At 51.4% G+C, this 24,949-nt stretch carries 23 protein-coding genes; 12 read left to right on the forward strand and 11 right to left on the reverse strand.

The genetic code is table 11. From position 1 onward, the window contains the following. The first annotated feature begins 85 nt into the window (after positions 1-85). The gene (locus UC14_RS07350) at positions 86-982 is read left to right on the forward strand and encodes a LysR substrate-binding domain-containing protein (RefSeq protein WP_112150928.1); all 897 of its coding nucleotides are present in this window, start codon (positions 86-88) and stop codon (positions 980-982) included. Between the two features lie 62 nt (positions 983-1,044). On the opposite strand, the gene UC14_RS07355 is transcribed toward UC14_RS07350, so the two are convergent. Next, the gene (locus UC14_RS07355; protein ID WP_112197480.1) at positions 1,045-3,126 is read right to left on the reverse strand and encodes a glycosyl hydrolase family 18 protein; all 2,082 of its coding nucleotides are present in this window, start codon (positions 3,124-3,126) and stop codon (positions 1,045-1,047) included. 450 nt (positions 3,127-3,576) lie between these two features. On the opposite strand from UC14_RS07355, the gene UC14_RS07360 reads away from it, so the two are divergent. The 5 genes from UC14_RS07360 (at position 3,577) to UC14_RS07380 (ending at position 8,275) form a co-directional block, all read left to right on the forward strand. Next, positions 3,577-4,020 carry a transcriptional regulator gene (locus tag UC14_RS07360; protein ID WP_228388988.1) on the forward strand — a complete coding sequence of 148 codons (444 nt, stop codon included), beginning with the start codon at positions 3,577-3,579 and terminating at the stop codon, positions 4,018-4,020. A gap of 22 nt (positions 4,021-4,042) precedes the next feature. Then, positions 4,043-4,585, forward strand: coding sequence for a glycoside hydrolase family 108 protein (locus UC14_RS07365; protein ID WP_015690389.1), 543 nt, complete (start codon positions 4,043-4,045; stop codon positions 4,583-4,585). 142 nt (positions 4,586-4,727) lie between these two features. Continuing rightward, positions 4,728-5,669: a LysR family transcriptional regulator gene (locus UC14_RS07370; RefSeq protein WP_013576908.1), complete on the forward strand. Its 942-nt coding sequence runs from the start codon at positions 4,728-4,730 to the stop codon at positions 5,667-5,669. 198 nt (positions 5,670-5,867) lie between these two features. Beyond that, positions 5,868-6,200, forward strand: a complete 333-nt coding sequence (locus UC14_RS07375) for a phage holin family protein (RefSeq protein ID WP_015690388.1) — start codon at positions 5,868-5,870, stop codon at positions 6,198-6,200. 290 nt (positions 6,201-6,490) lie between these two features. Continuing rightward, on the forward strand, positions 6,491-8,275 hold the full coding sequence (locus tag UC14_RS07380) for a chitinase (RefSeq protein ID WP_112197482.1): 1,785 nt from the start codon (positions 6,491-6,493) through the stop codon (positions 8,273-8,275). 88 nt (positions 8,276-8,363) lie between these two features. Here UC14_RS07380 and UC14_RS07385 read toward each other — a convergent pair whose 3' ends face one another. The 4 genes from UC14_RS07385 to UC14_RS07400 form a co-directional block, all read right to left on the reverse strand. Continuing rightward, on the reverse strand, positions 8,364-9,506 hold the full coding sequence (locus UC14_RS07385) for an aminotransferase class I/II-fold pyridoxal phosphate-dependent enzyme (RefSeq protein WP_112197483.1): 1,143 nt from the start codon (positions 9,504-9,506) through the stop codon (positions 8,364-8,366). A 44-nt stretch (positions 9,507-9,550) separates the two neighbouring features. Then, complete coding sequence (locus tag UC14_RS07390) at positions 9,551-10,375, reverse strand: amino acid ABC transporter permease (RefSeq protein WP_037033345.1); 825 nt, start codon at positions 10,373-10,375, stop codon at positions 9,551-9,553. Continuing rightward, positions 10,375-11,193 carry a transporter substrate-binding domain-containing protein gene (locus UC14_RS07395; protein WP_015690384.1) on the reverse strand — a complete coding sequence of 273 codons (819 nt, stop codon included), beginning with the start codon at positions 11,191-11,193 and terminating at the stop codon, positions 10,375-10,377. Before UC14_RS07395 ends, UC14_RS07390 begins: the two co-directional genes overlap by 1 nt. 155 nt (positions 11,194-11,348) lie before the next feature. Beyond that, positions 11,349-12,008, reverse strand: coding sequence for a DUF1345 domain-containing protein (locus tag UC14_RS07400; protein WP_013576902.1), 660 nt, complete (start codon positions 12,006-12,008; stop codon positions 11,349-11,351). Positions 12,009-12,163: 155 nt separating this feature from the next. Here UC14_RS07400 and UC14_RS07405 point away from each other — a divergent pair, with 155 nt between their 5' ends. Together UC14_RS07405 and UC14_RS07410 are read left to right on the forward strand one after the other, a co-directional pair. After that, positions 12,164-13,456, forward strand: coding sequence for a hypothetical protein (locus UC14_RS07405; protein ID WP_112197484.1), 1,293 nt, complete (start codon positions 12,164-12,166; stop codon positions 13,454-13,456). After that, complete coding sequence (locus UC14_RS07410) at positions 13,453-14,091, forward strand: LysE family translocator (RefSeq protein WP_013576900.1); 639 nt, start codon at positions 13,453-13,455, stop codon at positions 14,089-14,091. The genes UC14_RS07405 and UC14_RS07410 overlap by 4 nt, the downstream gene beginning before the upstream one ends. Here the strand turns inward: UC14_RS07410 and UC14_RS07415 are convergent. Then, positions 14,078-14,884: an AraC family transcriptional regulator gene (locus UC14_RS07415; RefSeq protein WP_013576899.1), complete on the reverse strand. Its 807-nt coding sequence runs from the start codon at positions 14,882-14,884 to the stop codon at positions 14,078-14,080. The genes UC14_RS07410 and UC14_RS07415 overlap by 14 nt on opposite strands. A 607-nt stretch (positions 14,885-15,491) precedes the next feature. Here UC14_RS07415 and UC14_RS07420 point away from each other — a divergent pair. Beyond that, on the forward strand, positions 15,492-16,853 hold the full coding sequence (locus tag UC14_RS07420) for an APC family permease (protein ID WP_013576898.1): 1,362 nt from the start codon (positions 15,492-15,494) through the stop codon (positions 16,851-16,853). Positions 16,854-16,903: 50 nt separating this feature from the next. Here UC14_RS07420 and UC14_RS07425 read toward each other — a convergent pair whose 3' ends face one another. Continuing rightward, positions 16,904-17,227, reverse strand: coding sequence for an AzlD domain-containing protein (locus UC14_RS07425; RefSeq protein WP_013576897.1), 324 nt, complete (start codon positions 17,225-17,227; stop codon positions 16,904-16,906). After that, on the reverse strand, positions 17,224-17,892 hold the full coding sequence (locus UC14_RS07430; protein WP_013576896.1) for an AzlC family ABC transporter permease: 669 nt from the start codon (positions 17,890-17,892) through the stop codon (positions 17,224-17,226). The genes UC14_RS07425 and UC14_RS07430 overlap by 4 nt, the downstream gene beginning before the upstream one ends. 98 nt (positions 17,893-17,990) lie before the next feature. On the opposite strand from UC14_RS07430, the gene UC14_RS07435 reads away from it, so the two are divergent. From UC14_RS07435 to UC14_RS07445, 3 genes are all read left to right on the forward strand, one after another. Then, entirely contained in the window at positions 17,991-18,539 is a 549-nt protein-coding gene (locus UC14_RS07435) for a helix-turn-helix domain-containing protein (protein ID WP_013576895.1), read from the forward strand. Between the two features lie 130 nt (positions 18,540-18,669). Next, entirely contained in the window at positions 18,670-19,326 is a 657-nt protein-coding gene (locus UC14_RS07440; protein ID WP_112197485.1) for a hypothetical protein, read from the forward strand. Beyond that, positions 19,316-19,570 carry a hypothetical protein gene (locus UC14_RS07445; protein ID WP_112197486.1) on the forward strand — a complete coding sequence of 85 codons (255 nt, stop codon included), beginning with the start codon at positions 19,316-19,318 and terminating at the stop codon, positions 19,568-19,570. Before UC14_RS07440 ends, UC14_RS07445 begins: the two co-directional genes overlap by 11 nt. A 64-nt stretch (positions 19,571-19,634) precedes the next feature. Here UC14_RS07445 and UC14_RS07450 read toward each other — a convergent pair whose 3' ends face one another. The 3 genes from UC14_RS07450 to UC14_RS07460 are packed head-to-tail and all read right to left on the reverse strand — an operon-like array spanning position 19,635 to position 24,747. Continuing rightward, complete coding sequence (locus UC14_RS07450; protein ID WP_013576891.1) at positions 19,635-20,600, reverse strand: acyltransferase; 966 nt, start codon at positions 20,598-20,600, stop codon at positions 19,635-19,637. Beyond that, positions 20,597-23,662 carry an efflux RND transporter permease subunit gene (locus UC14_RS07455; protein ID WP_112197487.1) on the reverse strand — a complete coding sequence of 1,022 codons (3,066 nt, stop codon included), beginning with the start codon at positions 23,660-23,662 and terminating at the stop codon, positions 20,597-20,599. Before UC14_RS07455 ends, UC14_RS07450 begins: the two co-directional genes overlap by 4 nt. Then, positions 23,662-24,747, reverse strand: a complete 1,086-nt coding sequence (locus tag UC14_RS07460) for an efflux RND transporter periplasmic adaptor subunit (protein ID WP_015690378.1) — start codon at positions 24,745-24,747, stop codon at positions 23,662-23,664. The genes UC14_RS07455 and UC14_RS07460 overlap by 1 nt, the downstream gene beginning before the upstream one ends. Positions 24,748-24,949 lie beyond the last annotated feature (202 nt).

Here is a 24,949-nt window from a genome sequence, read left to right on the forward strand (position 1 = left end):
GATGATAAATTGTCTTGAATATGGCGGAAACAGGTTGTAAGTCCGAGGATTGCGGACTAAATCGCTCGAATAAACAGGAGTGAAAATGGAAAATCTCAACGGCCTGCTGGCCTTTGTTCGCGCTGCCCAAAGTCAGAGTTTTGCCGCAGCAGCGGAGCGCATGGGCATTTCGGCCTCGGCGGTGGGGAAAAGCGTGGCGCGCCTTGAGGAAAAACTCAGTGTGCGGCTCTTCAACCGCAGTACGCGGCGTATCAGCCTGACCGATGAGGGCCAGCTATTTTTTGAACGCTGCCAGCATATTGTTTCGCAACTGGAAGAGGCAGAACAGGAACTGGTACGGATCTCCGCTGTGCCGCGCGGCAAATTACGCATCACCGCGCCGGCTATCGGCTATCGCATACTGCTGCCGCATTTGCCGGAATTCCGTCAGCGTTATCCCGATGTTGAGCTGGATCTGGATTTCAGTGATCGCATGGTGGATGTCATTGATGAAGGATTTGATATCGCCATCCGCAGCGGCGAACTGAACAGTTCGCAGATGATGTCGCGCCGCCTCGGGCCGTTTCGTTTTGCGATTGTCGGCGCGCCACATTATTTCGCCAGGCATCCTGCGCCGCTTACGCCTGACGACCTTTATCAGCACGCTTGTCTGCGCTACCGCTTTCCGGGCAACGGACAATGGCAGGAATGGGAGATGACCAGCGTGACGCCGCCGGAACTGCCGCTGGCACTGAGCAGTAATAATCTGGAGTCGATTTTACAGGCGACGATACAGGGACTGGGGCTGGCGTATGTGCCGGAATTCATCGTGCGGCCATATCTTGAATCCGGTGAGCTTATTTCGGTACTGCCTGCGTATCTTAAAGAAGGCGGGAAGTTTTCGGTGGTCTGGCCAAGCAGCCGCCATATGCTGCCAAAAGTGCGGGTGTTTATTGATTTTCTGACCGAAAAACAGGTCCTGGGAGATATCACATCCGCATAAAAAAACGGGGCACAAGGCCCCGTGAGATGTTTTAACGCGCATCAGAACATGTCACCAAGAGATCAGATTTGCTTCCACTGTGACCATTCGCCGGTAAATTCGGCTTTGCCCGGCTGATTGCCCTGCGTCCAGTAGTTGGCCTGGTAGTCTTTACCGTTCAGGCTGACTTTGTCGCCGGTGTTGTACACTTTGCTGGCATCCCAGGTGGCATATTTGCCTGCCGGAGAAGGCGTTGGTGTAGGTTCTGGCGTTGGCACAGGCGTTGGCACAGGCGTTGGCTCAGGGGTCGGCTCCGGTGTCGGTTCCGGTGTTGGCTCTGGCTCAACGGCTGCTTTACCCAGCACTGTTACCACGATGCTTTTCGATACCGATTTTTCACCGTGTTCATCGGTGACTACCAGTGTGAAGTTGAAGTCAGATTTACTGACCAGCTCTGGTGCGGTGAAGTCTGCGGAGACCGCATCGTACGAGGACAGTGCGATGGCGGCTGGTGCAGTCCATTTGTAGGTGAGTTTATCGTTGTCTTTATCGGCAGAACCTGCCGCGCTCAGACGCACTTTGGCACCGCTGAACACCTGCAGGGCAATATCACCGGTAGGCGCAGTATTGGTTTCTGAAGGGACTTCATCTTCCGGAACCTGACCGTCGATATTGACACCTTCAAAGTAGAAAGGCGCCATATCGATAACCTGATTCTGGATAGTACAACCCAGACCTTCGCGTGCCGCATTGACCAGCAGACCGTTGTCCTGATCGATAGTCCAGGTGAACAGTGCGCCCAGTCCTTTTTCAACCACATAACGGCCTTTTTCACGCACGGTACGTGGGGTATCAATGGACATGAAAATGCCGGTGTCTTTGTTATAAAGATAATCAGCATCAGCGACCTGATCGGTATACACCTGGAAGCCATTGCGTCCTGACTGATTTTCCAGATCCAGGTAGTTATTCACCATGTCGTACCATTCGGTGGTACCGCTTTCGAATGTACCGACGGTGGTTTTACCTTCAACAGGAGTATAGGTACCTTCTAAAGGAGAATAGCTTTCCAGTACCGCATTTTGCGCGTTACGGGAATAGGCCGCATAGCCGACATTCATGCGGTCAGCCGGGAACCCTTTCGACAGCAGATAGTTAATGATGGTGTCAATGCCCCAGCCGCCTTCAACCAATGCATGTAAATTGGTGTGATGCGACAATTTTTCTGCCCACGGCGTACCGAAAAAGTCATAGGTCATCAGGTTAACGCCGTACAGACCGGCTTCAAGCAGGGCCGGAACGTTGGATTTTTCCAAAATAGTGACCACGGCGGAGCTGGCAATACTGATTTTTACATCAGAACGTTTGATGGCGGCCATCTGTTTGGTGATTTCAGCAATCAGCAGCGCATAGTTCGCGCCATCATTATCATCATACGGGTTGTTATTCCCGGTGTTGCCCGGGTATTCCCAGTCGATATCCACTTCGCTGAACATCGGGAAACGGGTGAACAGACTGGCAATACTTTTCGCGAAGATGGTACGACTTTCTGCGGTTTTTGCCATATTGTGGAAGCCGTTACTTAACGTCCAGCCACCAATACTCATCGAAAGCACCAGATCATGACCCACTGCTTTGGCGCGTTTTTGCAGGTCACGTAAGCCACCGACCAGACCTTTTACATTGGCTTGCGTCGCGGTGGCCGGAGAAAGTTCCACCCAGCCCGGATTGTCCAGGTTGTTATTGACGGAGGAGCCAAAGTCACCCCACGGATCCAGGAACGTCGCCTGATGGGTGGTTTTACCCAGTTGTTGTGCGGCATTGGCCACGGTATTGGCTTTTTCACCCTGGTCGCCAACAATCCCAACGAAACCAAGGATGATTTTGTCGTAAGCAGTCGGTGGAATGTTTGCGAGGTCAAAACCACGGCCGCGGGCTTCTTTGCCTGCCTGCGAATTCTGCAGACGGCCATCATATTGTGACCAGTCGGTGTAATAGCCAAATACTTTTGGCTTATTCGCCGTATTGTATTTGTTATAAACCGGTTTCGTCACACGTGCCGACGTATAGCTGTAATTTTCAGTTTCTGTGGCTGGATTAAAACCGTCCAGAGTATAAGAGGACTGGGTTAACTCGTCGGTCTTAATGATTTTGCTGGTAGACATAGTATTTTCCTAAATTTTGAATGAGTACATAAACAGCCGGTTGCTGCTGGTGGATATATTCGATCCGGAAATAAAAACCGACAAATCATATTGAGATATAAATAAAATTGACTAATATAAAATTCATGGTTGTTTTTTGAACGGCGAAATTTAGCGGGTTTTATCGTCATCAATAATCACGTTGATGATAAAAAGACATATCACAAATTAATCATAAAAAGCATTGATTTTCAGCTTGTTGAATGCTTTCTGCATGTTGAGTGAGAATTAAGTGGTTTTTGAGTTTTACTTAATATCCCCCCGTTTTTTTTGATTCAGTCACATCTTAACTAAAATACTTAATATTAATCCTATTGCCTGTGGTGAAAATAATAAAAACAGATACGCTTAATCATCAGCAAAGATTAAGGGGTAGGTACAAATGGCTGAAATAATGGAGGAGAGAGGATGATGGCTGTATATCTTATAAATGGCGAATATGTCTTTAATGAAAAAACCAAGGAGTTTAAAAAACTTCACAGTGATGTGAATATTAAACTGACTTCAATGAGATCACGTTGCCTGAGTTATATTATTGAACATGCAAAAGATGAAGTGATCGAAAAAGAGGCCATCTCTGTCGCGTTATGGGGAAGCCGCAGTAAATTCACCAGCGATGCCAGTTTGACCCAGACCCTTTATTTAATCCGCCGCGATCTTAAATTTGCCGGGCTGGATGAATTCTTCATTACTGTGCCGAAATCAGGCATTCGTGTCAGTACCTCGGCCACTGTGGAAGTCATGGAAGAGAAGGTATCACCGGTTAAGAACCTCAGACCGTGGATACTGATGTTTGGTTTTTTGGTGTCGGTACTGTTAATCGGTACCGCGTTGTTTCTGACGTTTCAACTTTAACTGTTGTCCGGAGGAAGACCTTATGTTTACCAACCCTGTGATTAATTCCGTACTGAAAAACGAAGGTGGCTATGTAGACCACCCGAATGATACCGGTGGCCCGACGCATTGGGGTATCACCGAAAAAACGGCCCGCAGTTATGGCTATACCGGAAAAATGACCGATTTCACGAAAGAAGATGCTTATCTGATCCTTGAAAAGAATTACTGGTATCAGCCGGGATTCGACAAAGTGTATGCCATTGCGCCAGGTCTGGCGCTGGAACTGTGCGACACCGGCACCAACATGGGACCGGCAGTGGGTATCCGATGGTTGCAGCGCTGGCTGAATGTATTTAATCACGGTGAAGCATATTATGGTGATATCGTCGTGGACGGCAAAATCGGCCCCGGTACGCTAAAGGCGTTAACACAGTTCATTGAGAAGCGTGGCACCGAGGGAGCGGGCGTGTTAATCACTTCTATTAATTGCAGTCAGGGGCAACGTTACCTGGAGTTGGCAGAAGGGCGTAGTGCGAATGAGTCGTTTGTTTACGGCTGGATGAAGGGGCGGATAACGCTTTAAATATGCTCGGAATATGTGATTAATACGCACGCAACTCAAAACGCTTCACAATATTAAAGGTGGATTTTTATGAAAACTGAATGCATAAAGAGCTGTATTATTTATTTCGAAGCAAACGCCCCCTTTATCTGGAGAGTAAATAATGAACGAGTCAAGTACAATTAACTTTGATTACAATCTTATCAAGATAATGAATGAAGTGATTGTTTCTGGGAATATTTCAAAAGCAGCAGAAAATCTGAATCTTACACCTTCTGCAGTAAGCTTATCGATAAATAAGCTCAGACGACATCTGGGTGAAGAACTGTTTTACCGCACGGCCACGGGTCTGAAACCCACCGCCACTGCGCTGGATATCCATGATTCTTTTGTCAACGCCATTACGATTATTGAAGATGTTTTACAGTCCTCAAGAACCGAAGGGCCATCGGGTGCCATATTGCGGGTAATGTGTCCGGATGTTCTGGAGGACTATTATTTTAACCGGATGTATAAGAACGAAAGTGGAAAGTCAGTAAAGGTCGAATTTTCTAATTCAACGAATATTAAGAGTGATGAAATGGTAAGGAGTTTGTTACAGGCAAATATCGATGTTGTTATTTCGCATCATGCTCTGAATCATGAGAAAATCACCTCAATAAAAATTGATGCCATGGATGAGTTTGTTATCCTGTGCGGTGCCAGCAGTTTATTGTCCAACCAGAGAGAACTGGCGTTAATGCATTACTACGCATTACCTCACGCTGTCTATAACGACGGTATTTATAATGATTTTACCGGTCTTCTCGGCACGACGTTGACGATTAATGCACCTTACGCGGGTCTGGTTAAAGTCATTTACCGCTCTTCTTCCATCAACGGTATCATCAGCGCGCTCGAACGCAGTGATATGCTCACTGTGTTACCCAGGGTGCTGGCGGATTACTTTATCAGGGAGCGGCATTGCAAGTTAAAGTGCTTTGATCTACCTAAAGAAATTTCAATAAAGGACTCTCCGGTCTACATGAATTACCTTTCAAACAGCAGTAAGCGACGCTATGTTCATCTGGTGATGTCACAGCTGAAAAGCGCGGAATCAATATGAAGGATGTGGCAAGAAATGCGGTTAACGTGATTTAAGAGAGTGTTTGTTTATTTTTTAATGATTTTTTTTTAATAAAAAATCAGCACCGGATTATCAAAATTAATTATTGATCTGAAGTGATTATGGCTTTGATGATGGCCGGATTATCATTGTCGCAGTTATCTCAATCTTTATTAATTAATCTATGAGGTTTTCGTCATGATCAGTCTTCATGCTAAAGAAGTTGTGTTTATAGAATTTGAGTTATTAGTTTCTATATTAGTTATGTCATCCTGGGGTGGCCTGGTGCGATTTATCATGCGCTGCAAAAGTAAGCCCACTGTGGAGGATGTTTATAAATGTTTTGCGCAAATCGTTGTGTCGTGTTTCACAGGTTTCCTGCTAAGCATTGTTTTCATCGAAAGGGATATGGGTTTTAATATGATCCTGATGACCTCCGGTATAGGCGGTGTGTTAGGCGGGCCACTATTAATTCTGGCAGGGGACCGGGTGAAAAAATTAGCGGGAACTTTTACACTGGCCCAACGGTAAACAACTTTATTCACTAAGTATTCAAAGTTTGTTCATAAGTATGTGGACTGATTCCGGGTGATCAGTCCGCATTTTTTATTGTTCTTCGAATAAATTTATAAGTGGTTTTTGATAAATATCATCCGTTTTTTATGATGTTTATGGCTTTGTTTTTATTAGCCTGTATGCGCTTATGCGATTAGCCTTTTAACTGACAGGGCAGGGGGTAGTACAGAAACTCTGACCGGTTAATGTTATGCAGAAAATAACTTTCAGCATTTAACTTCGACTATTTATATAAGGTTGTCCTTATGCGCAGAACTAAAGATAAATACCTTTTGAATCTTATTACACTTTCCTGTCTGATGGCCTGTGTTGCTCCGGCAATGGCAGCCGATACGTCGGACCCCTATGTCATCAAAGAAAGTGATCTGATTAAAAAAGAAAACAGCCTGACTCAAAACCCGCTGATGCAGGAGGTTAAGGCGTCTATCCGCACACTGGATAATGCTTCCGTCGATAAAATCGCCCCCGGCCGCAGCGATAACCCGGCTAACGTGAAGCGGGTGGACAGCATTCTGGGCAGTGATAAGTGGGAACACATTTTCCCGCTGCGTGACCCGAGCTATACCTACACCAAATTCCTGCAGGCCATCGGCAAGTTCCCAGCCGTGTGCGGAACGTATACCGACGGACGCGATTCGGATGCCATTTGCCGTAAGGGCCTTGCCACCATGTTTGCACACTTCGCACAGGAAACCGGCGGCCACGAGAGCTGGCGCCCGGAAGCCGAATGGCGTCAGGGGCTGGTCTATCTGCGAGAAATGGGCTGGAAAGAAGGGCAGAAAGGCGGCTATAACGGCGAATGTAATCCGAATGTCTGGCAGGGACAAACCTGGCCTTGCGGCAAAGATGCCGACGGCGATTTTGTCAGCTACTTCGGTCGCGGTGCCAAACAACTTTCTTATAACTATAACTACGGCCCGTTCTCCGATGCGATGTTCGGCACGGTCAGAACCCTGCTGGATAAACCGGAGCTGGTGGCTGATACCTGGCTGAACCTTGCCAGTGCGGTATTCTTCTACGTCACGCCGCAGGCACCGAAGCCGAGCATGCTGCATGTGATCGACGGCACCTGGCAGCCGAACGATCGTGACAAAGCCAACGGTCTGGTGCCGGGATTCGGCGTGACTATTCAGATCATCAATGGCGGTGTTGAGTGCGGTGGCTCGCAGGAAATCGCGCAGGGCCTGAACCGTATCTCCTACTACAAAAGCGAAGCGGAATACCTGAAAGTGCCGGTTCCGGCTAATGAAGTGCTGGGCTGTAAAAACATGAAACAGTTTGATGAAGGTGGCGCCGGTGCGCTGCCGCAGTACTGGGAACAGGACTGGGGATGGTCATCAGAAACGCCAACTGGCCTGACGTATTCCTGTCAGCTGGTCGGTTATCAGACACCGTTCTCCGCGTTCAAAGAGGGCGATTACAAACGCTGCGTCCAGCACTTCTTTAACGTGAAAGTGGTCGATGATGCCGGTAAAGAAGAAGCGGTGACACCTGCTCCTGAACCGACGCCAGCACCAACACCGGAACCGACACCAGTCCCGGCTGACGGTAATTCAGCGCCGGTGGCAAAACTCTCCGGTCCGATTGGTGATGTGGAAAGCCAGGCGAATGTGACGCTCAATGCAGCAGAATCTACCGACGCTGACGGCGATAAACTGACCTACAGCTGGTTGCTGCCGAACGGGTCCACCCTCGCCGGTAACGATCGTGAATCGCTGAGTTTTGTCGCACCCGTGGTCACCGCTAAGCAAAGCTTCAACTTTACCCTCACCGTGTCCGACGGGAAGAAAAGCAGTGTGGCCACCTACGTGCTGACGGTCACACCGAAGGTATTGCCGATCCCTGATGAAGGCACCAGCATCGGCTGCGCTGACAACTGGGATGCCGGTAAAGTGTATAACGGCGGAGAAAGTGTTAACTGGAAAGGTAAGGAGTATCTCGCGAATTACTGGACTCAGAACAATGAGCCAGGTAACCCGTCGTTCACTGGCGAATGGTCACAGTGGAAAGAGATCAAAGCCTGTAAGTAACGTGTAAGTCATTAACAAATCAATGGCAAGTCCGGTTTCCGTTCATCGGGGAAAACTAAAATGGGTGCGATTTCCGCGCCCATTTTTTTCATCCCTGCTGGCCGCGTTTGTCCAGCCATCTCCCCGTTTCACCCAGTGCTTCATCAAGATTTTCGCGACCAAAACCGATACGCAGGAAATCTTCCGACACCCTGTTCAGTTCTGATGCGTAGGCGACAGAAGGGATCACCATCACACCGGCTTCTTCCACCAGTTGTGTGGCAAAGGCTTCTGCGCCTTGCTCACCGGTAAAACGTGGGAACGCCAGCACACCGGCTTTCGGCACGCTGAGCCTGAACAGGTGCGGGTATTGCGCCAGAAATTGAGTCAGTGTTACGAGCTGGCGGCGCGAGCGTTCCATCACCCGTTCAAGGATCGGTGCGCGGGCATTGAGTGCCACCGTGGTGAGAAACTCGCCGGGCATGGAATTACAGATCGACAGATACTGCTTCATGCGCTCGAGTTCCCGCATCCACGCTTTATCCTGGCAGGCCACCCAGCCGATGCGCAGCCCCGGTAATCCGTAAGCTTTGGAGGTCACGTTCAGCGAAATGCCACGTTCGTAAATATCCGCCAGTTGCGGCAGCCGGTCAGCCGGATCAAACTCTGTCAGCCGGTACACTTCGTCCGAGAAAATCCAGATCCCGCGATCGCGGCATAACCCGACCAGTTCGTCGAGTTGCTGACGGCTAATCAGCGCGCCGGTCGGATTGTGCGGAAAGTTAATCACCAGCACTTTGGTATTGGCGCGCAGCGCGTCGCGGACTTTGCCGGTATCCAGCGCCCAGTCGTTATTTTCATCAAGCGCCACGCCGGTGACGTCACACAGCGATAACGGCACGCTTTCCAGCGACTGATAATTTGGGGTGATCACCACGGCGTGATCGCCGGATTTGAGCAACATCTGAAAACTGGCGTAAATCGCTTCGTCGGCACCGGCAAAACTGATGACGTCCTGCGCGGTGACATTTTTATAGGTCGAGGCGATGGCGTCGAGCAGTTCCGGCGTTCCGCGCAGTGGCGGATAATCCAGCATGGTCTGCATGAACGGCGCGCGGTGTTCTTTCCCTGCCAGTTCAAATAACGTATCCAGGCTCATCGATTCAGGATAGGAAGAGGACAGCGGAAAACGTACAGCGTGTTCGAGGCGCGAGAGATAGCTGATTAAACGGAAATCTTCAGGAAAAGCCATGATATACCTGCGATAAGAAGTCAGAGCATTTGAAAATAAAAAGTTTAGCGGCGGTGGCCTTGCGCAAAGCGGCGCTCAAGGCGGCTTTGCAGCAGTTCCAGCACGATCGACATAATCCAGTATATTGCCGCCGCAGTCGCCAGCATTTCCATATAACGATAGGTGCTGCGCCCGTAGGATTGCGCCAGAAAATTCAGCTCCCACAGCCCCATCAGTGACACCAGAGACGAATCTTTCAGCATCGAAATAAACATCGAACCGGCGGGCGGGATAATGATGCGCAGTGCCTGCGGCGCGGTGACGTGAACGGCCACCGTCCAGCGTGACACGCCGAGCGCCAGCGCGGCTTCCTGCTGACCGCGCGGCACCGAGAGCACGCCGCTGCGGATAGTTTCCGCCAGATACGCGCCGTAGTTCATCGACAGAGCGATAATGCCCGAGCTGAGCGCCCCGAGCACAATTCCCACCTGCGGCAGCGCCAGATAGATAATCAGCACCTGCACCAGCAGCGGCGTGCCGCGAAACAGCGAGGCGTAAAACGTCGCACAACCAAACGCCAGCGCATTTTCAGACATCCGGCCGAGCGCGGTAATCAGGCCAATCAGCAGACAGAAAAACATCGAGCAGGCGGTGATCATAATGGTCAGCGCCGCGCCCTGAATAAAGCCGTCCGGCGACAGGCGCAGGCCAAGCAGGAACGGCAATTTCTGCCCAATCAGGCTCCAGTCCAGCCCCATTTTGCTGAACGCGCCGAGCAGCAGGCTGAGCAAAATCAGCCACGTCAGCCCGGTTTTAAATTTAAACGCATGTGCGTGGTGCCAGCGCTCCGGCGTTTCCACTTTCGGCTGGCTGTCCGGGATTTGTGGCATTACGGTACCTCGTGGGTAATATCTTCACCCAGCCAGTGCTGAGAGATTTTCGCCAGCGTGCCATCGTCGCGCAGCGATTTGATGGTATCGGCCACTTTCTTGTCCCATTCGGCGTCACCTTTGTCGGTGGCTACCCAGTTCGGTTCAGCATAAAGCTCGGTGACAATTTTAAACACCGGCGCACGTTTGATGCGGGCATTCGCGGTGGCTAAATCTGACACCACGCCGTCGAGGCGCACACCCGGCCCGAGCGCCAGATTCTGGAACGCCACTTCTTCGTCACTTGGGATCACGTGTACGTTATCGAACGGGAATGTGATGGGCTTGCTGCCCGGGATCACCAGCGTTTTTTGCAGATAGGTTTCGTAGGTTGAACCAATGCCGACGCCAATCTTTTTATTGCTCAGATCGGCCGCCGATTTAATGCGGTCGTCTTTCTTATTGACCACTAAGACCGCCGGAGAGTTGTAATACGGCGTCGGAAAATCCAGTACTTTGGCGCGCTCGGTGTTTGGCGTCATCGAGCAGATACAGGTATCCCAGCGACCCTGCCATTTACCGCCGACAATCGTTTCCCAGCCCGGTGCGATGATTTCAAGTTTTACGCCCATGCGCTGCGCCACCGCTTTCGCCACATCCACGTCAAAACCGGCCAACTGGTTATTATCATCAATAAAACCAAATGGCGGGTAATCGTTAACGATCGCATTGCGCAGCACACCGGTTTGGGTCACGCGATCCAGCGTCGCACCGGCAAATGAGGCAGCAGAAAACAGTGTGGCGGCAAGGAGAGTCACAGCTACAAACGGAGTGCGCATAAATGGAGTTCCTTAAACGTAACCAGAATGGGAATTTATTGTGAAAACCTACACTAACTTTTAGACGTATAGAAGTCTAAATTAAACCTTTTCTGACTTACAGTGAACTCTGCGGGAAATCCTCCCAATGACAGCGCATTACTTCAATCCGGGGGTTAACTCAGTAATCCCGCTCCGACGTTAATGGACAACCCTAAAATCGCCAGATTAAAGACAAAGGAAATGACCGACTGCAACAGGGCAATCTGGCGCATATCGGTGGTGCCGGTCGCGACGTCGGCGGTTTGTGAGGCGACGGCGATGGTGAAGGAGAAATAGAGAAAATCCCAGTAGCCGGGCTGCTCAGGCTTTTCCGGGAAGATCATCGGCGTGATGTCTTTTGTCTGCCGCAGATAGTGATGATGCGCGTAATGCATGGCGAAAGAGGTCGGCAGCAGCGCCCACGAGGCAATCAGCGTAGTCGCGGTCAGCAAGATATGCAGGGTTTTTGCGCTTCCCGTCAGCGCTTTAAGGGAGCCGAGTTCCATCAGGATCGCCAGAATGCTCACCAGGCAGGTGAGCGTGACCAGCGTCAGCACCAGACTGGCGCTTTCATCCTGCGTCTTAGCGATGTGCGGGATATCCTTCGCTTCGGTGCGAAGCATGCGAAACCACAGGAAAAACAGATACATCCATGCCAGCACATTCCAGCCAATCATCAGCCGCTGCAAAATTCCCAGATGCGGGGGAAGCGCGAAGAAGCAAATCAGACCAGCAACAATAGAAATCAGTAAACGGCCACGAACGTGCAGATAATGGCGCAGAGAGAAACTCATGATGTCAGGCACCTGGTAAAAGAAACGGGGATAGATTAACTGTAGTCGCCGGGGGCAATATCCGGCGTGCAGACTTATGCGCAATTTCTTCCAATACCCCGCCGCAGGGGAGTGTTTAAGTAGTTTCTCTCCATTGCGCTCAAGGGTTTGAAACTATGTTTACGACATCATTTTGGCCAGCCGCCCCGGCATATCAGGTATCCATGATGGATCTGGATGCCCCGGAAAATTTAAGTCCTAAAGCTTTGCAAACGATTCATTATTGCCTGCGTCTGACCGAAGCCATCAACCAGCTGGAAGCGGCCTGTGAAAGCCGTTTGCTGGATGCCCTGCGTGAAGAGATGTCGATTCAGTGTTTCCGTTTAGCGCCGCTGTTTGAGGATCCCGATACCCGGCGCGGACTGTTTTTACGGGCGGAAATGCTGGCAGATGACAGTTGCGGAAAAACGGTATTACCGCAAATTGCTGGCCTGAAGGAACAGCAACTGGTGCTGGGCATCGGTAACACGTCCACCTGGGTGGGGAAATCCAAACAGAGTTTTTATTCGTCGTGGTTTGGTGAACCTGCCCCGGTTTTGCAGGAAGTTTCCGACGTGATGGACAGCCTGTTTCCGGAAAGCTTACTGTATCTGCAAAAGGAAATCGCCGCCGATTTACTGGCGATGCCAGGCTGCGCATACAAAATTATCAACCTCTTTGGCATTGCCGGTGAAGCCAATACCTATCCGAAACATTTTGCCTATTTCTTCCCGGAAGACGAGGGGCTGAAGTATTCGCCGGTCAAACGCACGGTGGTGTTTGCCAATACGTATCAGCAATTGTTCGAGCTGTTTTCACGTACCGAAGCCGCCAAAATGGGCTGGGCCGAAGACATGCTGCCAGACAGTGATGTGTGCCAGCGTTATCTGATTGCCTGGTTCCGCGGGCACGACCTCGGGCATTCTCTGGTGCGTAACGAGAACGTCTTTCCGAAACTCAGCAAAATTGATCGCTGGGGATCGATGATAGTGCAGGAAGCGCTGGCCGATCAGTTTGGTTTGCTGATGTGCCTCACGCCGCAGGTGGCCACCGGTTTGCAGCTCGACCGGACCGTGCTGGCGCGGATCTATTTCCTCGAAATGTTGCGCTATCTGCGCCGCGGCCCGTCAAGTTATCCGGATGCTGGTGCGGCCTGGATCCAGTTCAACTATCTGCGCGAACACGGTTGCATTGAGCTGTCGGCGGAGACGCTTGATTTCCATCCGGCGCTGTTTTACCCGCAAATGGCCGATCTGACCCGCCTGATGAGCGAAGCGCTGCTGGGGGGCGATGCGGAGCGTGCGCAGGCGTTCATGCTGCAACATTGTCCGCACACTAATCCGGAAGATGTCGAAATCCTGATGGCACGCCTCGGTACAACCAATGACATGATTGAATACAACCAGTTAATTAAGAGAGTCCCGTTATGATGCCGTTTTCAAATGGATTTTTACTCAGCCTGTCGCTGTGTCTGGACATTGGGATTGCTAATATCGCCATGATGACACTGGCGATGCAGCGGGGGTATTTTCATGGATTCTGGCTGGGCATCGGCACCTGCATCGGCGACTTAATTTACGCGGTGCTGGCGCTGGCCGGGATGACCATTTTGCTGCAATACCAGAGCGTGCGCTGGGTGCTGTGGGTCGGTGGTTCACTGATGCTGATGTGGTTTACCTACAAAATGATCCGCGCCGCACTCGCGCCTGCGGAGGATCTGAGCGCCGGTGACAGCGCGCAGCCACGTTCTGTTATTCGGAATTTTGGTCGCGGCATCGTACTGGCGATGTCTTCACCCACCGCTATTTTGTGGTTTGCCGCCGTCGGCGGGGCACTGATCTCCCGCATGGGGCAGGGAAGCACGGCGAATGCCTCGTGGTTCCTGGGCGGCTTCTTTATTGCAGGTGTGTTCTGGACGATGGTGATCTGTTCCGTCGGCAGCCTTGGCGGAAAAATGCTGGGCACCAAAATGCTGAAATATTCGTATGTAGCCTCAGCGGCGATCTTCTCTTACTTTGCGCTGTATGTGGTGATCAGCGGTTATCGGGAGTTCATCTTGGTATAAGTACCTGCGACGCGTGAAGTGACTGAGAATAAAGATGGGGAGTGATCCCCATCATCTTACGGAACGTATTGATGAAATGGCTTTGATCATAAAAGCCCAGCCCTATCGCCACATCCAGCGCATTATTATTTTTACGCAGCTGATTTCTGGCCTCGAGCAAACGCAGTTGCATATGGTATTGCAGCGGCGGCATGCCGATGTGCTGGCGGAACAGGCGGACAAAGTGAAACTTGCTCAGTCCGCTGATTTGCGCCAGCGTATCGAGATGGATTTTGCGGGTCAGATGGTCGCGCATAAAATCGAGCGCCAGCGTAATCGGCCGCAAAGACTGTTCCTGCTCTCTGGCGGGTTCTTCCAGCAATGCCCCCAGCAGCCACAACAAATTTTGTTCCTGATCGTCGTCGTTCAGCGTGCGTTTGTAATGGCACAGTGCCGAAAACAGCGCGGGATTACTCAGCACGCCTTCGGTTAACACCGGCGCGCAGTGATCGGAACGCAGATTGTGATCGACCGACACCTGACGCAGTAAAGCCTGCGGAATATGCACGCTGAGAAATTCGACCTTGTCGTTACCGAACAGCGACGACTGAACGGTGGCCGGGTTGTAAATCGTGATATCGCCGCCGCGCACAAGTTCGGTTTTGCCGTGCAGCCAGATTTCTTCCGTACCAGTCAGATTGGCACTGATGACATATTCGTCGTGAGTATGACGCGGAAATGAAGAATTGCTCGCTGTCAGGTGCGAGCATTCAATCTCATTAGCCATCGTCCATTCAGAAATAGAAAGAGACACGTTGCACTCCGAAAATCTTTGCTGTGCGGAAAAGAGGCTACATTGGTTTTTCTTATATGAAATTTATAGCACAAATTGTTAACCACAAAAGCGAGGAAAATTCATCTCTCATCGCAACAGGCCAAATTTTCAGATTTTGCCCATTCGCCAATCCGGGCAGCGGGACCCGGCGGAATGTTGTATGAATGTTGATTAATAGCCGCAGTCGTTATTTTCACCCACGCGCTGCCGATATTTGATAACGGCAATAACGGGGAATTCATTTTTGTTTTACAGGATAAAAACAATTAGCAAAACCACCGGCAAACGACTTTGACAATACGTGCTCGTTTTGACTGCCTGTTTTATTTATTGACCGTGTTTATTCTTATCCGGCTTGTAAATTCAATACTTAATAAGGCAAAATATGCGCCCCGCAAAACGGGGATGACTCATTTTTCGTTCATTGAACTACGCATTTTTCATTAAGCAAACCTTCAAATACCAGAGGCCGGGCTAAGTACCGGATAGATATTTACTTTCAGATACCGACAGTCTTGTCGCAAGGAATCATAAATGGTGCAGCACTCTTTATATGCAGCGTTCTCCGTCATGGGAAATCAACATCATGTCGGATAACCTCGTCACAGGGTCCCCTTCCCGCGTGGAATTACGTAAAAGTCTTACGCTGATTCCGGTTGTCATGATAGGTCTGGCCTATATGCAACCCATGACACTGTTCGATACGTTCGGTATTGTCTCCGGCCTGACGGACGGCCATGTGCCGACGGCGTATGCTTTTGCGCTGATCGCCGTGCTGTTCACCGCGCTGAGTTACGGCAAGCTGGTGCGCCGCTATCCTTCCGCCGGTTCTGCGTATACCTACGCGCAAAAAGCCATTCATCCTGTGGTCGGTTTTATGGTCGGCTGGTCGTCGCTGCTTGATTACTTATTCGCGCCAATGATCAATATTCTGCTGGCAAAAATCTATTTTGAAGCGCTGGTGCCGTCGGTGCCGTCGTGGATATTTGTCGTGGTACTGGTCAGCTTTATGACGCTGTCGAATTTGCGCAGTATCAAAACGGTCGCCAACATTAATACGCTGGTTGTTGTCTTGCAGATTGTGCTGATCACGGTGATCACCGGCATGGTGATTTATGGCGTAAATCACGGCACCGGCTATGGCACGCTCGCCAGCACCCAACCGTTCTGGGGTGAAAATGCGCATACCGTGCCGATGATTACCGGCGCGACCATTTTGTGTTTCTCCTTCACCGGTTTTGACGGCATCAGTAATTTGTCGGAAGAAACCAAAGACGCAGAACGGGTGATCCCGCGGGCGATATTCCTGACCGCTTTAATTGGTGGCGTGATCTTTATTGCGGCGACCTATTTCCTGCAACTCTATTTCCCGGATATCTCCAGCTTTAAAGACCCGGACGCCTCACAGCCGGAAATCATGCTGCAGGTGGCAGGCCGGGCGTTCCAGTTTGGCGCGCTGATTTTCTCCAGCATCACCGTGCTGGCCTCCGGTATGGCAGCCCACGCGGGCGTTTCCCGCCTGATGTATGTGATGGGCCGTGATGGCGTGTTCCCGAAACGCTTCTTCGGCTATATCCATCCGACATGGCGCACCCCGTCTTTCAACGTGCTGCTGGTCGGCGCCATTGCCTTGCTGGCGATTAATTTCGATCTGGTCACCGCCACGGCGCTGATTAACTTTGGTGCGCTGGTGGCATTCACGTTTGTGAACCTGTCGGTGATTTCGCAATTCTGGATCCGCGAGCAGCGCAACAAAACCGTTGTGGATCATATTCAGTATTTGCTGTTGCCGCTGTGCGGTGCGCTGACCGTTGGTGCGTTGTGGGTGAATCTGGAAGAAGGCTCGATGGTGCTCGGCCTGATCTGGGGCGCAATCGGCTTTATCTATCTGGCCTGCATGACCAAAAGCTTCCGCAATCCGGTACCGCAATACGAAGACGTAGCGTAACTCATCACTGGTGTGAAAATGGCTCCTGCGGGAGCCATTCTTGTTTCTGCCTACTGAATGCCGAACCCGCGCAGCAGCGCCGTCACTGCTGCTGCCGCAATAATAATCACCATCAGCGGCGCTTTTCTCCAGGCTAAAAACAGCGCCACGCTGACGCCGGTGACCCGCGCGTATCCGGCGAAATGCTGACCTTCGAACAGCGCCGACGTAGCGGCCACCGCCAGCAATAAGGTGGTCGCCGCATCCGATAACATTGTCTGAGTTGCAGGGGAGAAATTCAGGCGTGAACCCAGCCGGTAACCGGCCACGCGCATCAGAAATGTTCCGGCGGCGAGCACCGCAATTCCCGCGATCATCAGGCTGTGTGAGGTCATTTTCGGTTCCTCCACGCCAGCAATCCGAGCAGGGAAAACAGCACCGGCATACCGGCCGGAACGAAAGGCACCGCAGCCAGCGAAATCAGCGCACCGGAGGTAGCGGGTATGCGCGTTCTGCGGCTGCGCAGCGCCGGGAAAATCAACCCCAGCAAAATGGCCGGGAACACGGCATCAAGGCCGATGGCTTTGATATCCGGAATGAACTGGCCGATGTACGCCCCGGCCATCACACTGACCGGCCAGAATAAGGCGATACCTGCACCGCATAACCAGTAGGCGGTTTTGCGTTTTTCATGGGTAGATTGCGAGATGCCAAACACCACGCTTTCATCGTTCATGATGTGACAACCCAGCCAGCTCATGGCTTTGCTGCCGACCAGATCCTTCACCGCAATCCCGAACGGTAAATGGCGCGCATTGACCAGCAATCCGGCCGCCGCCGCCGCAAACGGGCTGCCACCCCCGCCGACGATGGCGATAAATAGAAACTCCGACGCCCCTGCCAGCACCAGCAGCGAAAGCATCAGCGGCACCCACAGCGGGAAACCGCCTGCGACCGCCAGCGAGCCATAAGAAATGCCGACCAGACCATCGGCCAGACACACCAGAAAGATGGCTTTAAGCACATCATTCCCCAACGGTGAAAAGAAACGCGCAGACATAATTTCATCCCATAACGAACAAGTATCCATTATAATGAACGCATCTGCATCGTTCTTCAAGTCGAACGATCGTTCGTTATACTGATCATGAGGCGGTTATGTCACAACCTATTAGTGTTATTTCGAAGGGACTGGTTCGTGAACGCCAGCGGGCTGGTCTGTCACTGGCGGAAGTCGCCCGCCGTGCCGGTATCGCCAAATCGACGCTTTCCCAGCTTGAAGCGGGCAACGGGAATCCGAGTCTGGAAACCCTGTGGGCGCTGTGTGTGGCGCTGAACATTCCTTTTGCGCGACTGATGGAGCCGGAAGTGAATAAAATGCAGGTGATCCGCCGGGGTGAAGGTCCGGCGGTAGTGGCGGAACTGGCGGATTATAAAGCGGTATTACTCGCGACCTGTCCGCCCGCTGCGCGCCGGGATATTTATCTGCTGACCACGCAACCGGGCGCTGACCGTATCTCCAGCCCGCATCCGCAGGGCTCGGTCGAGCACATCATCATCACCCAGGGACGCGCCCTCGTCGGCCTGGTTGACTCACCGGTGGAACTGAATGCCGGAGATTACATTTCCTATCCTGCCGACGTCGAACATATCTTTCGCGCGCTGGAACCGGACACCATGGCGGTGCTGGTATCGGAGCAGAGTTAAGGTTTTGTGTTAATGATCAATCTGTGATCCCGGAGGTACTGCGCGGCAGATATATACAATAAAGAGTCTGGTTGCTGAGTTATTAATGCCCTACAATTTGCGCGGGAATTATTAATGGCTAAGGGATGACATGGCTGACATTGGTGATATTGCAACGCGCATTGCCGGGATTATTCTTTCCCCTGATTCTGTATATGGCCTGATAAACGGTGCACTGACCGTTCCGGTTGATTTTGGATACATGGTGTATGGGATATTTGATACCGGTTCACGTTACATACATGAAACGATGCGAATACGTATGGCGGATGCCATCAGAAACGATATTCTGAATCATCACCATATCTCTGAAGCCGTTAAGCTGGTTTTTACCGAGTTTAATAAATATGTTTCAGAAACTGAGCAAGACAAAATTTACAGGGCGGTTTTTACTTCATTCATTGGACGAATGGGAACCAACATAATAATTGCGCTGATAACTGCCTCAGTATTAGAACGAGTCTCTTTCATCTCTGCCAGTTTTCGCTATCAGCCGATATCTGCATTAACCGGCGTTTTGCTAATAGGAGGCATGACAGAGCGTTCAATACGAACATCAGAAGCTCTTGAAACTGAGGATCCTGAAGTCTATAAACTCCTCAGACCGAGGGATTACGACCTTCTATATTTTTTGTTTAAGCCTTCAGTCCAACCCTTTGTGGACGCGATACATGTCAGAATGACGCAAGGTGAACCCACATTCATAAAAATTATGGATAGCGTGGAGAAGAAGATTAATGCAGCATAATAATATTTTTATCCGCTTTATCCGCTCCTTACTTAATATTGCCTCTAAGATTATCACCTTCACTATTCATCATGCTTTTGAAGCACTTATTGGCCCACTGATCGTTATTGGCTCAATACTTTGCATTATGTTTATCGAACCCTGGCCGGTGAAGTTTGTCAGTATCGGAGTATGGCTGGTGTTCCTCTATTTTCTGTCAAAGGTGATTGATAAAATCACTGGCAGAGATAAACGTGATAATTAATTATCCTTGATAAGGCCCCTCCATTTGCAGGGCTCATATTTGATCCCTGCCTCAGACCGCCTTCTCAAAACGTAATCAGCTTCTTCGTCACGCTATTCTTCAGCAGCAGCATTGAAGACAACACTGAAAGCAGGAAAGTCAGCAGGATGACGAACAGTTTGGCGGTCAGGGAGTTGATCGGGATCCACTGGATTAATAAATTGAAAAAGGTGTAGTGGAGAATATAAACGCCGGTCATGGTTTTCCCCAGCGAACTGACCATTTCACTGACCGGCAACCGCGTGGCGTCCTGTTTCACGCCATTGGCCGCGATAATGATCAATACCACCAGAATATAGACCTGCGATCCGGTCAGAATAAAGCTGTTGCGCTCAAGGTTGAAGATGGAAAAGAAGAAGTGTTTTTCATAATACCAGGTGAAAATATAGACAAAAGGAATGGCGATGGCGGCGATTTTCGCCACCCGCGGGCGACCGTACAGGGCGGAAACCACCGGGTCATATAACAACTGGCCGGTCAGATAATAAAGTACCCAGGTCCAGATGCGGAACTGCGCGGGGGTTGAAAAAGATTTATGGTCAGTGAAATAGATCGCCAGCAGATCATACGCAAAGGAAAAAATCAGCAGGCTGGCGACCAGTGCCGCAAGAATGACCCGTCTTTTAGCCAGCCATTCCACCAGCGGATGAAAGGTGTAAATAATCACCAGCGTAAAGATAAACCACGGCTGAATCAGATAACCTTTCTGGTAAGGCTCCCATAAATAATAAATCGAAAACCAGAAAATGAAGAGGGTTAAGATGCTGCGTATTTTCTTCAGTTGCCATTCTGCCGTGTGCTGTGAACCGGCATCCATATAACCGGTGACCACAAAAAACAGCGGTGTGGCAATGGTGGAAATAAAGGTCAGGAAAGCCAGAATAGTGTCGTAGTTATAATTGTAATTGTCGTAAGTGTTATAAACGGTGAAAAAGGTCACGGCGGTCAGGCAGCCGAGCGTTTTAATAATATTCAGTCCCGTGGTGTTCATTGTGTACGTCGTTGTCCTTCACGATGGAAACAGTTGTAAATCACCGGCAGCGCCAGCAGCGTCAGCACGGTGGCAAATCCCAGCCCGAACATGATAACAACCGCCATGCTCTGGAAAAAGACATCAAGCAACAACGGCGCGAGGCCGAGCACGGTGGTAAACGCCGTCAGCAGGATCGGGCGCAGACGCGAAGTGGCCGCGTAGATAATCGCGTCGGTCTGGTTTTTCTCTTTTTTCTGCTGACCAATTTCTTCCACCAGCACGATGCCGTTACGGATTAACATCCCGCTCAGGCTGAGCAGGCCGATCAGCGCCATAAAGCCAAACGGAATACCGGTCAGCAGGAAGCCAAAGGTGACGCCAATCAAGGCCAGCGGCACGGTCAGCCAGATGGCGATGGCGTTTTTCACCGAGCTGAACATCAGGACGGTAATGATAAACATCATCAGGAAACCAACCGGCAGGGTGGTAAACAGCCCCTGCTGCGCCTCGGCGGAGTTCTCCGCGTCGCCACCCCATTCGATGCTGTAACCGTGCGGTAATTTCAGCGCCTCAACCTGCGGTTTAATACGCGCCAGCATATCGCCGGAGGTTTCACCGCGGGCCGGATCCGGATCGGTCTGTACGGTGAGCACCCGCGAGCGGTCGCGCCGCATGATCAGCGGATCTTCCCATTCAACTTTAAAATCACTGACCACGTTACTCAGCGGAATAAATTGCTGACGCGTCTGGCTCCAGACCATGATATTGGCCATATGATCGACATCCAGTCGTTCCGATGATGGCGGGCGTAAAACAATCGGCATCAGCGTCGAGCCATCGCGGAAAATCCCCACGGTGCTGCCGCTGAAATTCATCTGTAATGCGCTGTCGGTTTCGCCTTTGTCCACGCCGAGTTCACGTCCCAGATACGGCGAAAATACCGGGCGAACCATTTTGCTGCGATCCTGCCAGTCATTACGCACCCCGTCGGCCGCGCCGTCATCGAGGATAATCTTATCCACCTGACTGGCGATATTACGCAACTGGTCGGGATCGGAACCTTTGATTCGCACTTCAATCGCACTGTCACCGGACGGCCCGAACATGATGCGTTTCAGGCTGGCGTTGACTTCAGGATAATGATTGCGGATGTTCTGTTCGGTGCTGTGGGCCAGCGCGGCGATTTTTCGCTGGTCATCCATGCGCACCATAATTTGCGCATAGTTGGAATATTGCCGCTGGCCGTTGTAGGTGAGGATAAAACGCATCCCGCCCTGACCGACGGTGGTGACAGTGTTTTCCACGCCTTCCTGCTTGTTAATATCTTTTTCGATTTCACCGGCGATGCGCGCGGTGTAATTAATGTCCGTGCCGTAGGGCAGCCACAAATCGACGAAGAAAATCGGTGTATTAGAGGAAGGGAAAAAGTTCTGCCGCACGGCACCGAAACCCCATACCGAAGCTACCAGCAGCGCAGCCAGCACGCTGAGCGTGAGGGCCTGGTGTGCAAGCAGTGCGGAAAGCATCCGCCGGTAGACGCGAAATATCCTGCCACCGTAAGGGTCAATCTGTTCGTCCGGTTTTTTATCCGCCACTTTCATATTGGCGAAGGCCCATTTCACCAGGACCGGCGTCAGCGTCAGCGCGGTCACCCAACTGAGCATCAGCGAAATCAGCAGCACCTGGAACAGCGATTTACAGTATTCACCGGTCGAATCTTGTGACAGCCCGATGGGCGCAAACGCCAGAATGGCAATCACCGTCGCGCCGAGCAGCGGCAGCGCGGAACGCTTAATGATTTGCGAGATGGCGTTCATCAGCGGGTTACCCTGCTGGCGCGAAATCAGCACGCCTTCCACCACCACAATCGCGTTATCCACCAGCATACTGAGCGCGATAATCAGCGCCCCGAGCGAAATGCGCTGCAGTTCGATGCCGGACAAATACATGATCAGCAGCGTGCCGAGCACGTTCAACGCCAGCGACACGGCAATAATAATCCCGCTGCGTAATCCCATGAAAATCAGCAACACGCCGACCACAATTGCCAGCGCCATCAGGAAGTTAATGATGAAACCATCGACGGATTTCTTCACTTCAGCAGCCTGATCGTAAAACACTTTCAGCTGGATCCCGGCCGGTTTATCGGCTTCAAGCTGATGCATTCTGGCTTCTATCGCCCGGCCAATGTTCATGACATTCACGCCGGGAATATAAGAGACACCAATGGTCAGCGCATTACGGCCATTGGCGTGATAAATATTGCCCGGATGATCGGTGATCCCCTGCGAGATGGTGGCGATATCACGCAGATAAATGCTGTGCGTCGAACCGGCGGGGCTGATCAGCACATTATTCAGCTCGTCAATATTTTCAAAGCCACCGGTCGGATGCAAACGGATCGACTCGCTGCCGACCGTCATGCTGCCCGCATCTGACACCATATTCTGGCGATTCAGCACGTCGGCAAGGCGCGGCAACGTGACGCCATAAGCAGCCATTTTTGCCCGTGAAATCTCAATGTTGACCTGTTCAGGAAGGATTCCGCCAATCGCGACTTTACCCACGCCGGGCACCAGCACCAGTTCACGGCGCAGTTGTTCGGCATATTTACGCAGTTCCGAGTTGCTAAAGTTGTCGCCATAAATCGAGAAAAAATAGCCGTATACATCACCGAAATCATCGTTCACAAACGGCGGGCTGACACCGGGCGGAAACTGCAACGTGGCGTCGTTGACGCGGCGGCGCAGTTCATCCCAGATTTGCGGCAGTTCGGAGGAGTGATAACGGGAATCGATATTGACGGTGATTTGCGATAAGCCGACGGCAGAAATCGAGGAAATATTATCGACGTAAGGCAGGCGTTGCAGGGCATTTTCCAGCGGCAGCGTGACTTCTTCCTCAACCTGCTGGGATGACGCGCCGGGATATTGCACGGCAACCACCGCGGTTTTAATGGTAAACGCCGGGTCTTCCAGCCTCCCGATATTGAACAACGCAATCAGCCCGCCCACGCCGAGCAGCAGGATCACCAGCCAGATGCGCGTCGGATTATTAATGAAGCTTTCGTTAATTCCCATCACAGACCCCGCTCTCTGGTCCAGATGCGAACCGGCTGCTGAGCGTGTAATTCCCCGACGCCCGCCGCCACCACTCTGTCGCCTTTTTGCAGCCCGGCGGTGATTTCAATGCCCTGAGACGTCAGCTCACCGACAGTGACTTTACGGTCTTCGACGTGCAGGGTATCGCCTTCACCGGCCACTACCCAGACGTGCGCGTCATTACGCTGGCTGCTGTCCGGATTAAAAACGGCTTCGACCGGGATAACCAGCGTACTGACCGGCGTTGCCGTGGCGAGATTGGCCGGATTAACCGTGACGGTGCCGCTTAATCCGGCCACCGCCGGGAAGTTTTCCGGACGCGGCATGACCAGCGTCACCTGCCAGGTCAGCGTATTGGCTTCGCTGCTGGCGGTGTGTTCTTTATAGGTTGCGGTGAATTCCCGGTCGGGAAGGTTGTTGATACGCACCCGCGGGCGGTAATCGACATTGCGTACATCCAGGCTGGTAAACAGATTTTCCGGCACGCTGAACACCACATCCAGCACGTCGGAACGGCTTATGGTTGCCACCGGCTGACCGGCGGCAACAACCTGATGATTGCGCACAGACAGCCGCGCAATGACGCCGCTGAACGGCGCAGTGAGGTTCAGATCGTTAAGTTCTTCCTGCGCAATTTTCAGTGCGGCAGCGGCGGAATCCCGGCTGGCTTTATGCACCTCGAGTTCGGCCTGCGACACCACGTTGCGCCGTGCCAGCGTCTGATAACGTTCAAACTGGCGCTGCGCCAGCGTGGCGGCGCTCTGACGATCGTTAAGGCGCTGACGGGCATCGTTGTTGGTCAGCCGGGCGAGAATTTGTCCTTGTTTTACCGCTTCGCCTTCGCGGACGTCCAGCGTTTGCAACTGGCCTGCACGTTTGAAAGCAATGTCGGTGTTATCACCGGCTAAAATGCGCGCCGGAAAAACGCGGGTGCTGAGCGGGCTGGCGGCTTCTGCCGTCGCAATTTTAACCTGTCGGGGCGGGGAGGGTGTATCCGGGGCTTTCTGGTCACAGGCGCTTATCAGAAATAGGATGAGCAGAGCGGGAGAGAAACGAATGTCCATAATACTTCCCCTCATAAACAACACACGAAATAATAAATTAAGACAGAATATATAAGGACATTTAATGTGCTGTGCCAATATATTATATCTCTGACCTATTCTTATTGAGACTCAGGTTATCTGTTGTTTTTGTTAATCTAATTGTTTTTTCAAAGCCGGGAATTAACACTATTTAACACGGTATATTATAGTTTATACAGCT

It is taken from the genome of Rahnella sp. NRRL B-41462 (assembly GCF_003263525.1).
Classification (GTDB): domain Bacteria; phylum Pseudomonadota; class Gammaproteobacteria; order Enterobacterales; family Enterobacteriaceae; genus Rahnella; species Rahnella aceris.

What these genes read in the sequence shown, in the direction of transcription:
- UC14_RS07455 (WP_112197487.1), bottom strand. Translation starts at nt 23,662, where the DNA reads ATGGGAATTAACGAAAGCTTCATTAATAATCCGACGCGCATCTGGCTG.
- UC14_RS07405 (WP_112197484.1), top strand. Translation starts at nt 12,164, where the DNA reads ATGTTTACGACATCATTTTGGCCAGCCGCCCCGGCATATCAGGTATCC.
- UC14_RS07450 (WP_013576891.1), bottom strand. Translation starts at nt 20,600, where the DNA reads ATGAACACCACGGGACTGAATATTATTAAAACGCTCGGCTGCCTGACC.
- UC14_RS07360 (WP_228388988.1), top strand. Translation starts at nt 3,577, where the DNA reads ATGGCTGTATATCTTATAAATGGCGAATATGTCTTTAATGAAAAAACC.
- UC14_RS07370 (WP_013576908.1), top strand. Translation starts at nt 4,728, where the DNA reads ATGAACGAGTCAAGTACAATTAACTTTGATTACAATCTTATCAAGATA.
- UC14_RS07410 (WP_013576900.1), top strand. Translation starts at nt 13,453, where the DNA reads ATGATGCCGTTTTCAAATGGATTTTTACTCAGCCTGTCGCTGTGTCTG.
- UC14_RS07365 (WP_015690389.1), top strand. Translation starts at nt 4,043, where the DNA reads ATGTTTACCAACCCTGTGATTAATTCCGTACTGAAAAACGAAGGTGGC.
- UC14_RS07440 (WP_112197485.1), top strand. Translation starts at nt 18,670, where the DNA reads ATGGCTGACATTGGTGATATTGCAACGCGCATTGCCGGGATTATTCTT.
- UC14_RS07420 (WP_013576898.1), top strand. Translation starts at nt 15,492, where the DNA reads ATGTCGGATAACCTCGTCACAGGGTCCCCTTCCCGCGTGGAATTACGT.
- UC14_RS07355 (WP_112197480.1), bottom strand. Translation starts at nt 3,126, where the DNA reads ATGTCTACCAGCAAAATCATTAAGACCGACGAGTTAACCCAGTCCTCT.
- UC14_RS07400 (WP_013576902.1), bottom strand. Translation starts at nt 12,008, where the DNA reads ATGAGTTTCTCTCTGCGCCATTATCTGCACGTTCGTGGCCGTTTACTG.
- UC14_RS07390 (WP_037033345.1), bottom strand. Translation starts at nt 10,375, where the DNA reads ATGCCACAAATCCCGGACAGCCAGCCGAAAGTGGAAACGCCGGAGCGC.
- UC14_RS07380 (WP_112197482.1), top strand. Translation starts at nt 6,491, where the DNA reads ATGCGCAGAACTAAAGATAAATACCTTTTGAATCTTATTACACTTTCC.
- UC14_RS07445 (WP_112197486.1), top strand. Translation starts at nt 19,316, where the DNA reads ATGCAGCATAATAATATTTTTATCCGCTTTATCCGCTCCTTACTTAAT.
- UC14_RS07385 (WP_112197483.1), bottom strand. Translation starts at nt 9,506, where the DNA reads ATGGCTTTTCCTGAAGATTTCCGTTTAATCAGCTATCTCTCGCGCCTC.
- UC14_RS07430 (WP_013576896.1), bottom strand. Translation starts at nt 17,892, where the DNA reads ATGTCTGCGCGTTTCTTTTCACCGTTGGGGAATGATGTGCTTAAAGCC.
- UC14_RS07460 (WP_015690378.1), bottom strand. Translation starts at nt 24,747, where the DNA reads ATGGACATTCGTTTCTCTCCCGCTCTGCTCATCCTATTTCTGATAAGC.
- UC14_RS07375 (WP_015690388.1), top strand. Translation starts at nt 5,868, where the DNA reads ATGATCAGTCTTCATGCTAAAGAAGTTGTGTTTATAGAATTTGAGTTA.
- UC14_RS07350 (WP_112150928.1), top strand. Translation starts at nt 86, where the DNA reads ATGGAAAATCTCAACGGCCTGCTGGCCTTTGTTCGCGCTGCCCAAAGT.
- UC14_RS07435 (WP_013576895.1), top strand. Translation starts at nt 17,991, where the DNA reads ATGTCACAACCTATTAGTGTTATTTCGAAGGGACTGGTTCGTGAACGC.
- UC14_RS07425 (WP_013576897.1), bottom strand. Translation starts at nt 17,227, where the DNA reads ATGACCTCACACAGCCTGATGATCGCGGGAATTGCGGTGCTCGCCGCC.
- UC14_RS07395 (WP_015690384.1), bottom strand. Translation starts at nt 11,193, where the DNA reads ATGCGCACTCCGTTTGTAGCTGTGACTCTCCTTGCCGCCACACTGTTT.